The sequence below is a fragment of the Acaryochloris sp. CCMEE 5410 genome, assembly GCF_000238775.2.
In the GTDB taxonomy this organism is placed as follows: Bacteria; Cyanobacteriota; Cyanobacteriia; order Thermosynechococcales; family Thermosynechococcaceae; genus Acaryochloris.
The window spans coordinates 2,583,226-2,596,135 of sequence record NZ_AFEJ02000001.1 but is presented as its reverse complement, the minus strand read 5'-3'; the positions used below and the strand labels follow the sequence as shown (position 1 = coordinate 2,596,135).

The 12,910-nt window shown below is 46.5% G+C and carries 19 protein-coding genes; 11 read left to right on the top strand and 8 right to left on the bottom strand.

Annotation, left to right across the window (positions count from 1 at the left end):
- Positions 1-23: 23 nt before the first annotated feature.
- Positions 24-428 (top strand): DUF1499 domain-containing protein, encoded by a 405-nt coding sequence (locus ON05_RS11775; protein WP_010475852.1) that lies wholly within the window; start codon positions 24-26, stop codon positions 426-428.
- A 21-nt stretch (positions 429-449) separates the two neighbouring features.
- Here the strand turns inward: ON05_RS11775 and ON05_RS11770 are convergent, their stop codons facing one another.
- The gene (locus ON05_RS11770) at positions 450-965 is read right to left on the bottom strand and encodes a hypothetical protein (protein ID WP_261891161.1); all 516 of its coding nucleotides are present in this window, start codon (positions 963-965) and stop codon (positions 450-452) included.
- Between the two features lie 22 nt (positions 966-987).
- Here ON05_RS11770 and ON05_RS11765 point away from each other — a divergent pair, with 22 nt between their 5' ends.
- The 5 genes from ON05_RS11765 (at position 988) to ON05_RS11745 (ending at position 5,457) form a co-directional block, all read left to right on the top strand.
- The gene (locus ON05_RS11765; protein WP_010475856.1) at positions 988-1,296 is read left to right on the top strand and encodes a TMEM14 family protein; all 309 of its coding nucleotides are present in this window, start codon (positions 988-990) and stop codon (positions 1,294-1,296) included.
- A gap of 251 nt (positions 1,297-1,547) precedes the next feature.
- The gene (locus ON05_RS11760) at positions 1,548-2,462 is read left to right on the top strand and encodes a M23 family metallopeptidase (RefSeq protein WP_010475858.1); all 915 of its coding nucleotides are present in this window, start codon (positions 1,548-1,550) and stop codon (positions 2,460-2,462) included.
- Positions 2,463-2,607: 145 nt separating this feature from the next.
- Positions 2,608-2,937 (top strand): DUF1825 family protein, encoded by a 330-nt coding sequence (locus tag ON05_RS11755; RefSeq protein ID WP_010475860.1) that lies wholly within the window; start codon positions 2,608-2,610, stop codon positions 2,935-2,937.
- Between the two features lie 92 nt (positions 2,938-3,029).
- Positions 3,030-3,920, top strand: a complete 891-nt coding sequence (locus tag ON05_RS11750; protein ID WP_010475862.1) for an aminotransferase class IV — start codon at positions 3,030-3,032, stop codon at positions 3,918-3,920.
- Positions 3,921-4,017: 97 nt separating this feature from the next.
- Positions 4,018-5,457, top strand: a complete 1,440-nt coding sequence (locus tag ON05_RS11745; protein ID WP_010475864.1) for a hypothetical protein — start codon at positions 4,018-4,020, stop codon at positions 5,455-5,457.
- A gap of 37 nt (positions 5,458-5,494) precedes the next feature.
- Here ON05_RS11745 and ON05_RS11740 read toward each other — a convergent pair whose 3' ends face one another.
- The gene (locus ON05_RS11740) at positions 5,495-6,094 is read right to left on the bottom strand and encodes a thioredoxin family protein (protein WP_010475866.1); all 600 of its coding nucleotides are present in this window, start codon (positions 6,092-6,094) and stop codon (positions 5,495-5,497) included.
- Positions 6,095-6,299: 205 nt separating this feature from the next.
- Between ON05_RS11740 and ON05_RS11735 the strand changes: the two genes are divergently transcribed.
- A complete protein-coding gene (locus ON05_RS11735) occupies positions 6,300-7,016 on the top strand; it encodes an ROK family protein (RefSeq protein WP_010475868.1) in 717 nt (238 codons plus the stop codon).
- Here the strand turns inward: ON05_RS11735 and ON05_RS11730 are convergent, their stop codons facing one another.
- The 4 genes from ON05_RS11730 to ON05_RS11715 form a co-directional block, all read right to left on the bottom strand.
- Entirely contained in the window at positions 7,017-7,685 is a 669-nt protein-coding gene (locus tag ON05_RS11730; RefSeq protein WP_010475870.1) for a hypothetical protein, read from the bottom strand.
- Positions 7,686-7,881: 196 nt separating this feature from the next.
- Positions 7,882-8,004, bottom strand: coding sequence for a hypothetical protein (locus tag ON05_RS11725; protein ID WP_255345099.1), 123 nt, complete (start codon positions 8,002-8,004; stop codon positions 7,882-7,884).
- 2 nt (positions 8,005-8,006) lie between these two features.
- A complete protein-coding gene (locus ON05_RS11720) occupies positions 8,007-8,216 on the bottom strand; it encodes a DUF4278 domain-containing protein (protein WP_010475871.1) in 210 nt (69 codons plus the stop codon).
- 38 nt (positions 8,217-8,254) lie between these two features.
- The gene (locus ON05_RS11715; RefSeq protein ID WP_010475872.1) at positions 8,255-8,443 is read right to left on the bottom strand and encodes a DUF4278 domain-containing protein; all 189 of its coding nucleotides are present in this window, start codon (positions 8,441-8,443) and stop codon (positions 8,255-8,257) included.
- 283 nt (positions 8,444-8,726) lie between these two features.
- Between ON05_RS11715 and ON05_RS11710 the strand changes: the two genes are divergently transcribed.
- From ON05_RS11710 to ON05_RS11700, 3 genes are all read left to right on the top strand, one after another.
- Complete coding sequence (locus ON05_RS11710) at positions 8,727-9,881, top strand: serine hydrolase (RefSeq protein ID WP_236619019.1); 1,155 nt, start codon at positions 8,727-8,729, stop codon at positions 9,879-9,881.
- Between the two features lie 64 nt (positions 9,882-9,945).
- The gene (locus ON05_RS11705; protein WP_010475875.1) at positions 9,946-10,368 is read left to right on the top strand and encodes a hypothetical protein; all 423 of its coding nucleotides are present in this window, start codon (positions 9,946-9,948) and stop codon (positions 10,366-10,368) included.
- A 69-nt stretch (positions 10,369-10,437) separates the two neighbouring features.
- The gene (locus ON05_RS11700; RefSeq protein WP_010475877.1) at positions 10,438-10,578 is read left to right on the top strand and encodes a hypothetical protein; all 141 of its coding nucleotides are present in this window, start codon (positions 10,438-10,440) and stop codon (positions 10,576-10,578) included.
- Here the strand turns inward: ON05_RS11700 and ON05_RS11695 are convergent.
- On the bottom strand, positions 10,575-11,819 hold the full coding sequence (locus tag ON05_RS11695; protein WP_262561614.1) for an ISL3 family transposase: 1,245 nt from the start codon (positions 11,817-11,819) through the stop codon (positions 10,575-10,577). The genes ON05_RS11700 and ON05_RS11695 overlap by 4 nt on opposite strands.
- A 107-nt stretch (positions 11,820-11,926) precedes the next feature.
- Here ON05_RS11695 and ON05_RS38495 point away from each other — a divergent pair, with 107 nt between their 5' ends.
- The gene (locus ON05_RS38495; RefSeq protein ID WP_071826350.1) at positions 11,927-12,223 is read left to right on the top strand and encodes an Imm7 family immunity protein; all 297 of its coding nucleotides are present in this window, start codon (positions 11,927-11,929) and stop codon (positions 12,221-12,223) included.
- Here ON05_RS38495 and ON05_RS11690 read toward each other — a convergent pair.
- Positions 12,220-12,822, bottom strand: a complete 603-nt coding sequence (locus ON05_RS11690) for an ankyrin repeat domain-containing protein (protein ID WP_010472258.1) — start codon at positions 12,820-12,822, stop codon at positions 12,220-12,222. The two genes, ON05_RS38495 and ON05_RS11690, sit on opposite strands and share 4 nt — an antisense overlap.
- Between the last annotated feature and the right edge of the window lie 88 nt (positions 12,823-12,910).

Sequence of the window (12,910 nt, the reverse complement as noted above, 5' to 3'; positions counted from 1 at the left end):
GTAACTCTATTGTTCTCGTCATCATGCCCCTGCTTTCACTTTCTGGGCAACGGCCCACCTCCTTAGGTCTCAAGAAGAATCAACTCACGCCTTGTCCTAACACACCGAACTGTGTGTGTAGCCAAGATCCCGATCCGGGGCATCAGATAGACCCCCTCACCTTTGAAGGTGCTCCCAAAGATGCCTTTGCTAAGCTCAAAACCATCTTGGCTGACACCGGGAATGCCGAAATTATTCAGGAAACCCGTAACTACATTTATGCCGAATTCACCAGCGGTTTGATGGGGTTTGTGGATGATGTGGAATTTTACCTGGATAACCGAGCCAAAGTGATTCAAGTCCGGTCTGCATCTCGTTTGGGCAAGTCAGATTTAGGGGCCAACAAATCCCGCGTTAAGTCTATCCAAAAGAAGCTGAAGAAAGCTTAGGGTTTTACCTACTCAGTTCTTTCACTCGCTAGCAAACGCATCAGGAAAAGCTTGCCATACCTGCTGAATCATCTGACGCAGGGCTTGGTGAGCTTTGCGATCGCGCTCTGATACGACCTTAGGATCTTCTTGATCCTGAGGTTTTTCCGTATGCATTTGTAGCAGAAAGGGGAGGACTTCATCGTCCATGGCAGGCCGAAAGAACTGAGAAGGCCACACTAAATCTGCACAGTTCTGGAGACGAAAGGAAAAGAGGCCCTGAGCTGGGTAAGCTGGTTCTGAACTCTGGGTGGTCAGTTGTAAAAATAGGGGTCGCACCCAAGATCGTTGCCGAGTTTCGATGGTTTGGATCACTTCGGCGTACAAGTAGCTGCCTTGGTGCTCTAAGCAAACAATTTCGTAAGAGGTCGCATGGGAGCTAGATTGATCAGTCATGGTGGCAGGGTTGCGATCGCATACTGTTAGTCTATCCCTGAGATAGAACTCCCGACTAGGGGGAATACCGATTAAGAACACACTATGGGACAGTAGTTGCAAGCCCCCCTACTTGAGAATCATCATGACTTCTAGCATTCTTGCCGCATTTATCTATGGTCTTTTTACTCTGCTGGGCGGAATTATGGGGTATGTCAAGAGTCGGAGTCAGATTTCGTTGATTTCAGGCTGTTTCTCGGGTATGTTGCTGTTGTCAGGAGCCTTGGCGGCATTGAAAGGAAATGCTTGGGGATTGACCCTGGCAATGGTGGTGACGGCGCTTTTAATCGTTGTTTTTTTAGTTCGGTGGCTAAAAACTCGTAAAGTCATGCCTGCAGGATTAATGGTGGGACTCGGGGGTATTGCTCTTGCCGTGATGATCTTTGGGGGATAACCCCAGCGATGAGTGAATGGTTATCTCTGATACCCTTTGGTATGAAATAAGGGTTGATTTTTATTCTCTAGTAGCTGAAAGTTCCTTCCCATGAAGCGAGTGGGCAACCTATGGGCGAGAGATTGATGATGGGCTCTCAGGGTCGAACCAGCCAGTAATCACAAACTATGGAGCGTTGTATTGCTGGTCTTGGCAGGGCTGACCACTCAGCATGAGAGCTCAGGGAACATACAGTTTGAAAGGATTTGCCCATGCTCTTAACTCAGCGCAAACGGAAAAAGAAGGTTTGGCTTGGTGAACTACTGGTTCAGAAGGGATTAATCAGTCCCGCTGAGTTATCTCAGGCATTAGCAGAACAGCGACATACTCACCTAAAGCTCGGTGAAATCCTCATTCAACAAGGATTAATCAGCCACCAGCAGCTGCAACAGGTCCTCAATGAACAGCGGTGGCGTAATGTCGTGACGGCTGTATTGCTTTCCGTGAGTGCGTTCGTCTCTGATCTGCCCCGTCTCGTCTATAGTCAACCGATTCCTTACCACCGATCGACTTCGACGATTATCACACCTGATTCTGTTAGTGCAGGAGCTTCCCCTAAGGCAGTGGGTGGGGCACGGTCACCGCAGCCGTTGAGTCGTAATCGATATCAAGTACCCTTGCAAGCCTATGCAACCGTAACGTCTCCCTTACGGGGATTTTGCCATCCCTTAAAAGGACAAGGACATCTGAGTCAGGGTATAAGGGGCCAAACCCATCGAGGCCGAATGGAATATGCCTATGATTTAGCAGTAAATATCGGCACTCCAGTCTATGCGATGCGTTCAGGTAAAGTGATTGCCATCCGAGATTACTATCCTGATAATGGCGGTAGTCAGTCCAAATCTTCTCGTTTTAACTATGTGTGGCTAGAGCATGATGGTGGCTATCGCTCCGCCTATATCCATCTGCAAAAGAAATTTAATCGAAAAGTAAATCTAAAAGTTGGACAGTGGGTGAATGCCCAACAATTAATTGGCTTTAGCGGTAATTCGGGCTGGAGTTCCGGTCCTCACTTACATGTTGAGGTTCAAAGGCCTGAACGTGTGAAACAGCTTGCGAAGAAATTTTCCAAGACCGTCCCTTTCGAGATAGCTGGGTATTGTCCTGCGGCCCGAGTGGCTCACTAATCTCAACCAGGGATAAAATAGCCTATCCCCAAGGAGAAGATTACGGTTTCCCCTAATGCTCTTCCCTAGGTGCATTGAGGAGAAAGCGGTAACATTAGTACATATACCGCTACCCATTACTTTTCTAAGGACATCACATTTAATCATGGGATTTTTTGATTCTGATATTGTGCAGCAGGAGGCAAAGCAACTGTTTGAGGATTATCAATCTCTCATGCAGTTAGGGGGCAGCTACGGCAAGTTTGACCGGGATGGCAAAGTGCTCTATATCGAGCGCATGGAAGAAATGATGGACCGCTATCGCGTGTTTATGAAGCGCTTTGAGCTGTCCGATGATTTTATGGCCCGGATGACGGTCGAGCAGCTCCAAACTCAGCTTGGGCAGTTTGGTATGACGCCTCAGCAGATGTTTGACAATATGAATCGCACCCTAGAACGGATGAAGCAAGAGGTGGAGTCCAATCCTTACGGGTAAATAAATATGAATTGATCTCAGGATTCTTTACCCAGGTTAGGGATAGGGGTCTGTTCGGGTAGATTGTCTGTAGTACTTTGGATTAGCGGGCCATGAGTCTACTGACAAATCTCAATGGTGTGATAGCTGCATCTGCAACGGTGTCCGTTTTAGATCGCGGTTTCTTGTATGGAGACAGCATTTATGAAGTGGTGCGAACGTTTCAGGGTCGCCACTTTGGATTGCAAGAGCATCTAGATCGCCTCCGTCAGTCTGCAGAATATCTATATATGGAGGTGCCGTGGAGTGATCCGCATATTCAAGCTGAAGTAGAACGCACGCTCCAACAAGCGCCGTGGCAGGAGTCTTATATCCGTATTGTGGTCAGTCGGGGGACTGAAACTAAAATTAGCCTTCAGCCTAGTCCTGGATTGCAGCCCAGCTTACTGATTGTCGCTTCAGAAATCTCGCCAGAGCCCATCTTGTCCGAGAAAGGGATACATCTGGTGATTAGTGAGCGGCTCCGCAATGATCGCCAAGCTCTGTCTCCAGCTGCTAAAACAGGGAATTATCTCAACAATATTTTGGCGTTACTGGAAGCCCAGCAGCAGGGCGCTGAAGATGCGCTGATGCTCAATCAGCAGGGCGAAATTACTGAAGCCACAACGAGTAACCTCTGGATTGTTCGGGGAGGCGTGGTGCAAACCCCACCTGCAGATGTGGGGATTCTGAAGGGCATTACTCGTCATTTCCTGTGGCGAATACTACAAACCCATGGCATTCCCTGTGAGGAAGTGATTCTTAAGCCAGAAGATTTATGGTCGGCAGAAGAGGCTTTTCTGAGTTCTTCTGTGCGGCTTATGATGCCTGTGAACCGTATCAATGGATATCGACTTCCCCAGTGTCCAGGAAAACTTACAAGATTCTTATGGGATGAGTTTTTGCGCTTAATGGCCCAAGAAAGTTATGCAATTGCCAAGAGCGCTGAAAGTGTAAAGGTTTAATGGGAAGAACGTCTGCAATTTAATAGGAGTTGCTGACCATCTAAGCGTTGAAGCAATGTAGGATCTTTGTATATTCACTCATCATCGAATTAGTCCTATGTCACTGCTTTTAACTGATTTTGACCAGTGGTATGACCAGTTTGTAACGGCTTCTCCTAAACAACAATATGAATTGTTGGTAGATGCGATTTCAGAACCTATTCCTCCTGACTATGCCGAAGAGATTGATCTAATTGCGAGTGTTCTCGATGTATTCGATATGCTGATCCGCCAAAACTTAATGGATCACGCGATACAGTTAACCACTCTTTTACAAGAACATCATTCTGAAACTTACCAACGTGAGTTCCAATATTTTGATGGTGAACTGATTATATATTCTCTATTCCACCAAGATTGGGAACAAGTTCAAAGGTATCTCACTCGTTTTCGTGATCATCCCGTTCAGAGTATTGATCAACTTATTTCAGTTCTCGATAATTTAAGGCTGTATGGTGCCACAGAGTTAGCCGTCAATTTATGCAGAACAACTTACAAAGCGGTTGCAACTTCATCCCAATTAATAAGTGGGGCTGAATGGGACTTGGGCGTTGTCGTAATTATGAATCTATTCGAACAGGCCCACCATCAACTGCAGCAAGGTGAAACTATTGATTGGATTAAGATGGGCGCTGATGCGGCTAAATTTGGGTTTGAGAATACCTCTAAAAAGCGCCAAGAAGTTGCAACACACTTGACCAAAGATTTACAGGTTAGCCCAGACTTAGGTAAAGCTTTTAAGTCCAATCAAGATTTGGTTCTCCGCCATTTACTATTAGAGTTTTGTCGATACATGTATTGCCAACAGCAAATGAGTTTTGTCTGCAGTGAGTTACTTTGGAGTACGGTGCTCGACTGTTGCAATCGTCAGGAGCGACCCAAAAAACAACTCACACAACCTGACAATTATTTCTCCATTTCGCAACAAACGATTGATAAATATGTAGGCCAGTTGGTGGGTGGTCTATTATCCAAGCGACAAGCTCAAGGATTTGCGGTTTTGTGGGGGATACCTTATGTGTATGAGTTTTTGCTGAACAAAGGAATTATCTTAGAGAAAACTTATCAGCAGGCAATTGAAGCAAGCACTGCATTGAAGGGATTCTTAATCAAAGGCTTTCAGCAATCCTTGTGGGAATACAATTTTGTACATTGCTGGCAACGACCAGCCCAAGTTTCGGCAGAAGAATTTGCGGCAGAAACCGAGCAGTTTGTGAAGAGCATAAAGCAAGTTGAACCATTAAGCGAAGAGCCACAAAAACGCTCAGATTTTAGTTTCCTCCATGGCACTCCCAAGCAGGAAGTCTTGGCAAAAACTGAGTCACCCTCTACTGGTCATCAAAATACTGCTAAAGCTACAAAATCTCAGTCGCCACAACCTATTTGGGAACCCCCTAAGCCCCGCAAATCTCCTTTACAAGAGGCAGCTAAATTATCATCTAAAGGGAAGAAGGGAAAATCTAAAAAGTCAAATAAAGGATTCAAGTCCTCCTCTTAGATACGGGTTGCAATCAGTCATAAACAGGAAAGACTCATCAACCTAACAGTGCTTGGATGGTCTGCTCAGTTTCCTGATAGGCCCCTTCACCAATATGGTGATAGGTAATTACGCCTTCTCGATTGGTTAAGAATAGATGAGGCCAATAACGATTGCGGTAGGCTTTCCAGGTTTGATAGTTGTTGTCTAGGGGCACAGGATAAGCAATTTGATACTCCGCTAGGGCCTTTTGGACATTGCTGGCATCATGTTCATATTTAAATTCTGGGGTATGAATACCTATCACTTGTAGACCCTGATCGGCATATTGTTGGTGCCACCGGGTGACGTAGGGCAGGGTACGCTGGCTATTGATGCAGCCAAAAGTCCAAAACTGGACAAGAACCACTTTCCCTTTGAGATCCGCAACGCTAAGAGGCTCAGAATTGAGCCACTGGGAAATGCCTTGAAAGGGATGCAAGGGTTGGCCTAAGTTCACATCATCCCGCTTGGCCTGCAGAGATGAGACTGAAGGGGTATCGAAGGCAGCGACAGAACGATTTTGCGATCGCGGCAACAATGCAGCCCCAACAGCCGATGCCGCCCCTAACCCCAAGAGGGATAATAGTTTACGCCGCTGAGGTTGAAAGAAGCTCATGATAATCGCTCAGATTTCAAGATAATTACGGCCTATTCTACTGCCCCATACTGAGAATAGACTGAGCAATGGAATAGAGATACTTCTGGCAGTCAGTAACGAGCAAACCTAGCTCTGGTAAAGATTACAAGCAGATGTCAAATTCAGGAACACTTTGGTCTAGACTAGCGGAGTTGAAGGTTGTCACATGAGCTAGGAAAAACAGATGGGTACCCCTGCTGATGAATCTCTTTTAGTCTTATCTGTTGATATTGGCGGTAGTGGGATTAAAGCCATGGTTTTAGACGAAAGCGGTCAACCCATCACCGAGCGCCAGCGCATTGAAACCCCTGCTTATCCCAATCCCCCTGCCGTTTTAGATGTGATTGTTGAACTGGCCAAAGGGCAAGGAGATTTCAACCGGGTATCCGTAGGCTTTCCGGGGGTGGTTCAAAATGGCGTGATCAAAACAGCCGTGAATCTCAATAAAGAATGGATTGATTACGACCTAGCGAAAAATTTGGAAGCGCGTTTGGATGCCCCTGTGCGCGTGGCCAATGATGCAGATATTCAAGGCTATGGGGCCATCTCAGGTCAAGGGGTAGAGCTTGTCGTGACCCTGGGGACTGGCTTTGGTTCAGCATTATTTGTGAATGGTCACCTCGTGCCCAACCTAGAAATTGCCCATCACCCTTTTATCAAAGGCAAAACCTACGAACAGCAGCTGGGGCGTCAAGCCATGAAGAAAAAAGGCAAGAAAGCCTGGAATCGTCATTTAGCCCAAGCCATCCAGAACCTCGAACATCTGTTTAACTACGACCGACTATATATGGGAGGGGGCGAAACTAAACGGGTCAAGATCGAACTCCCTGACAATGTTGAAATTGTCAGTAATCGGGCTGGCATCCTGGGTGGCATTGCTCTCTGGCGAGATCGAGGCTGATTAGGGCTGGCTGGCGGTTTTGAAGAATTGGTTGCTGTAGGGCCACAAAAACACATTAAAGCGGCGACCTGCTAATTTTTGCCGATGTTGATAGGTGTTCTGGGCGGAGAGGCTCGTCACTGCGTTCAATCGGTCGGCTAACTTCATACAGTTTGCCAGGCTACTGGGGGTGTAGCATTGCACATCTACTTGATTGCAGCCCCCCGACGGTAATTGCTTGGCTTGAAACGGTTGAATACTGCAGTAAATCGTCTTCGTGTATGCCCGGCGGAGCTTGAAGAAGTCTTTTTGCGAGTAGTGGGTAAAGTAGTGATCATCCACTTGCAAGCCATCGGTATGGCGGGCTTCATGCACCAGCTGGGAGACTGTGAGGGAGCGCAACTGGGGGGACTGAATCCACACTACTGGCTTAAGCTGATGCTGACGGGCCACTTGACTGACCTGTTGCTGCACCTCATCAGAGACATTGCGAAAGTCGAGAAATACCACCTTATACTTCTGCTGCTTGATTTTCGCCATCGCCTGATTCAGGGTGTTTGACGATACGTGGTAGCGAATTTGAGGCTGAGAGAGCCAGGTTCCAGACGGAGCGGCTTGGGCAGCTTGAGGGGCAAGGGCAAGAAAAGCAGTGCCAGCTAGAGCTGTCAGCAGAAATTTTGAAGTAGGCATTTAATAAATGGGAATGAGTGAGGATGAAAGAATTCTTTTTCAGAATATCTAGGATAGATCAACTTGAGTGTGACATTGATCGCTGGGGCTAATCAATATATTACGATGAGAGAGAATAGGTGGCAAAAGTTCCGCTTATCTCTCCTGGTAAACATTCGCCTTAACCGGACGAACTGAAGGGCTGCTGGATGGACGATTAGGCGCAATACCTATCCGTCATGGTTGGCGTTTTGAGAGCGGTGTTATCCGTCAGACCCGTAGCGTTTAAACAGGACAAACTCAGTTGCAGCACATGCTGCAACTGAGGAGCTGCTTCCATCTTTAGGCAAACCTTAGGCAGGTTTTAGTACCTCGATATTGAATCAGTTGCTGAGGCTGTTGTACGGGCTCTCGCTCCTGCACAGTGGAGACGGGTCGCATCACATTGATTGCCATGGATAATCCCCGATAGGTGCCCTGCAATACTTCAGAGGACACAACGGTTGGGTTTGTTGTAGCGGTGTAGAGGTTATTCCGATATTTCAGCTGCATGATGTTTTTCCCTTGGTAGTGATTCAGATTGCAATAGATTAAGCAAGATGGAGGGTTGTAGTAACCCCTCGATATTTGATCACCTGCTCTTGCTGAGGGGTAACAGTTGGCTGAGCAGCAGGAATAGTAGTAGTTAGTCCGCGATATCTACCGGTATGCCCTTCGGGTGTGTTGGGCTCGGCGTTGATGAAAGCGGTGTAGGGGGTATTGCGGTATTTGAGTGGCATGGTGGCTGTTCTCCAGGGTGTTGATAAGTCTGAGAGGGTTTAAGTCCTTAACTTGATTCTCTGGGGAGTGCCCTTCAGATTCAGTGATGTTGATCCAAGGCTCACGTGACTGTAATCACTGCAGCGCATTATGCTGAAAAACTTTCTATGAGAGGATCGTAGGGATTTTTGGCTGATCGATATTTATCCCTAATGGACAGGGCATTTATGTTGTTCACTAGATACCCTTGGTCGTCTGCTTCAACCCCTAAAATAAGTCTGATGAACATCAGTGATAACCAGATTGAAAAAAGCGCTAAAGATACTGGCCGGGATACTCGCTTGGATGGCGATCGGAGTGGGGGGAGTTGTGGCTTGGCAATGGACCTTTATCCAACGAATGCTGACTTATCCAGAGAATCCCATTACAGGGGTGGGGTGGTACGCTCCCATGGCGACGGTTTCTGGGGGAGATAGCCAACCGGTTGCCACAGCTCAACCCCAGTTGTCTCAGGCTGCCTTGGAGAAAATTGAACAGTATGCCCAAGACCATCGTTCCTCATCGCTCCTGGTGATGCATCAAGGCAAATTGGTGTTGGAAAAGTACTGGCGAGGGCATGATCAGGCGGCTTATACCAATTCCATGTCCATGGCCAAAACAGTGTTGTCTTTGCTGATTGGGATTGCGATCGCAGACGGTAGCATCGGTTCAGAGCAAGACCCGGTTGCCAAATATATTCCTGAATGGGCGAACGATGATCGGGCCAAAATCACGATTGAAGATTTGCTGAAAATGCAGTCTGGCCTTCGGGATTATGAGATTGCTGATGATCCTTTTTCGGATATTATCCAGCTCTATTTAGGGACAGATGCTAAATCGGCGGCTTTAAGCGTCCCCGCAGAGCGCCCTTCCGGTCAGGACTTTGCCTATATCAACGCCAATAGCCAAATTTTAGGTCTGCTCCTAGAGCGAGCGACAGGCCAGGGGTATGGGCAATACCTATCTACTAAGCTTTGGCAGCCTATGGGTGCCCAAGAGGCACAGCTATGGTTAGATCGGCCGGACGGCAACGCAAAACCCTTTTGCTGTTTGTTTGCGCGATCTCAAGATTGGCTACGGGTGGGTCAACTCTTGATCAATAATGGCAAGGTGGATCAAAAACAGGTGGTTCCTGCAGACTGGATAAAGAAGATGTTGGTCTCTAGTGGATCAGAACCTGCCTATGGCTACCATATTTGGCTAAAGGCGCGCACCCAAGATGGACCAGGCTATAAAAAAAGAGCCACAAAGCCCTTTTTGGCGGAAGATATGTTTTATCTAGATGGGTGGGGGCAACAGCGGGTCTATGTGATGCCGTCTCAGGAGTTGGTGGTGGTTCGAGTCGGAGAAAAACCCAAATCTTGGGATGATGCGGTGATTCCCAATACTCTTATTCGTGACTTGCAGTCTAAAAAGTAGAACATTGTGGGGAAAAGACTTTGAAAGGATTGCAAAAGAAGAGTAGTGACCAGCGGAGCAGCTTGTGAAATATGACGATGCGAGTTGGCACTATGGTGGTGAGTTTCCAGTAGACTCTCCTCCTGAATATGGTGCAACCCATATTGCCTTGTTCTTAAAGTGGTGTTTTATCAAAGGTTGGATAGGTGATATGCACCTAGAAGAAGAACCAGAAGATACTGAAAGGTTAATCCAAGGAACCCTGTCAGCAACGGAGTACTTTCTTAAATATTGTGATGAGACACTGACAGATGAAGACTTGAACGAAGAAGGTAATGTGTTCGCTGAACAGTACTACGGAAAAAATGGTCTTTACCTCCAAGATTACATCGATCATTTCAGCGATCTTGCATATGTCGCCCCAGAAGAAAACCATGACTTCCAGTTATTCTCTAGCATTCTAGAGGCCAGGTATCAGAGCGGTATTCTTACTGAGTCACAGACTTAGTCAAAAAGTTCATAACACTTCTTGCTTCAGGAATGTCAACTTGGAACAGTACTCGTTGAGTTATTCACGATGTTTGAGTTTCATGGCTGGGCTGTAATCCACTACCATACCCACGACACAGACGGCATTAAGCAAGATGAATGCTGGCGTAAAGTGGAAAAGTATGGCTCTCCGGGAATTAGCGTGGTAGCCGCTAGATATAGTGTTTAGGTCACAGCAAATGTCTGATACCCATTGAGGTCAAGAGAAATTCTTTGGAAGAGTCTTTCAATATCGAAAATACCGTAGCATCGCCTTTTTAAGACCTTGACTCGGTTATTAAATCCTTCCACAAAGCCACTGGTCCACCCCTCCAGGAAATAGTTGGTCATCTCGTCCATCCAATTATTGATAGTAGTCAGAAAACTATCAAATTCCTTGATATCACTTTTGAGTACTTGTTTACACCAGGCTCGGATGGCACATTTAGCTCCGTGCTTGGTGTACCTGCCCTCAAATATCTGCGTGAATTTCTCTCGGAGATCATATGCCTGTTTCAGTTGTGGAGAATAAGCAAACAATCGCTCAAGGAGTTGTTGCTCTGACTCTTTCAGATTCTCTGGTCGTTTTCTAAAAGGCCACATCGCGCCTTTGATGCTGTCATACTCTTGCTTAGAGAGTTCTCGTCGTAGTCGTTTGACCTCACGTTTACGAACCGTATCAGCACAATTACGATAGGCTTTGGTCACATGAAACCGGTCAATGACAATTTTGGATTGTGGGAGATGTTCACGGACCGCACTAACAAATCCTTGGTACATGTCCGTACAGACGCGCTCAATGGTTTGGCGTAAATCGATGGGAATTGATTCAAGGAAATTGGCCACTGTCTGCTGTTTACGGTCGGATAGAACTGCCAATATGTCCACTCCATCCGTCGTAGGAATCGTGACCAAAACCACAAAATCACGATGGCCTCGTTGGAGAGAAATCTCATCAATTCCAATGACTTTGAGGTCTAAATATTCGTTCCAGTCAACTTGAGCGTCAATCCAACGATCAATGGTTCCACTGACGATATCCTCACTAACGCCTAGTTTTCTAGCAACATCTGAAACCGTTGAATTGATCAGGATTCGCAGAAGCCAATGCTCATATGCTTTTGTATTGGGACTGCGAGGTTCGTGCCATTCTAACTGTTGAGTGGTCGTGGGATGGTCATCGCAATACCTGCATCGATAACGCTTGGGCCGGATTTCTAAGTAAACGGGGACTTCAAATAATGGCAGGTGACGAATCCGAAAAGGCTGATCATGACAATGGAGGTCAGTAATCTCACGTCCGCATTGATGACAGGTTGTTCCTTGAAGCGTACTCTCAATTTTGATGAGCCAATCCCCTCTCTCAGTCTTCGTTAGCTCTAGAACTCGAACATCAGGAAGGTTGAGCGGGATGCGAATTGAGTTATCCATGACGCCATTGCTCTGAAGTACTACCTCAGATCATTCCATAGGGATGAAAAAGGAAACACACTAAATGTAGGACTGCTACACGCTAATTCCCAGAGAGCCAAAAGTATATTGGTCTTCTACCCACTAATCTTGTCCAATTTCAGCGATGCAACGGATGTGATTCTGTCTCCGTTGCAGGGCAACATAACCATCGAGCTGATTACATCGTTGACTTATTTGTATGGATTGCTAAAAATGCCCCAGGTGCATATGGCATTCTTTACATTCGTGATGATGAAGATAGTAAGCGCGGTGCTGACTATACCAATGATTTTCGGGTATGGAAACTGTGTCGTGGAAACTTGATTGAAACGTCTGATCCGTTTTTGTCACCCTGTGTTCCAACCATCGAAGATAGATTTTAAGGGTGGCGTTTAGAGATATTGCATAGAAAGTTGACGATATCTTGATGGCCTAAAGATTTAGCGATTGTCAAAGCGGTATCACCATAATCATCATGAATGTCAATAGTTGCACCTGCTTTCACTAAACGTTTACAGAGCATCAAATTGCCCTTGGAGGCAGCCGTCATTAAAGGGGTATACCCTAAGGCACATGTCCGGTTGAGATCAGCTTGTGCTTGAATGAGCGCTTCAACGATATCTGGAATGTCTTTGGCAATGGCTAAATGAAGAGGAGCGGAAGTAACATCGCCACGGTTTGGATTAGCCCCTGCATTGAGCAACAGCTTCACGATGTCTAGATTCCCTAAATCCGTCGCAATCCACAAGGGCATGGTTATCTCATATTGACTTTGATGGACATCCGCCCCTGCCAATAAGAGCATGTCGACGATTGAAACTCGTTGCAAGTTAATCGCTTGAATTAATGGAGTGAGCCCCTCTGCTGCCCTGTAGTGAATGTTCACATCAGCGCCCTGTTCAATAAGCTGTTGCAAGGCCAATACATCATTAGCTAAAATCACTCGGCATATTTGTTGCTCAAGCGAGTCGATTGTTCGCATAACGTTGCAAGATAGCTGTATTGCTGTGGTGGAACCTTAGCATGAGTAAAGTGTGATTTCAGAACATAAGAAATGTCTGGAGTTTCTC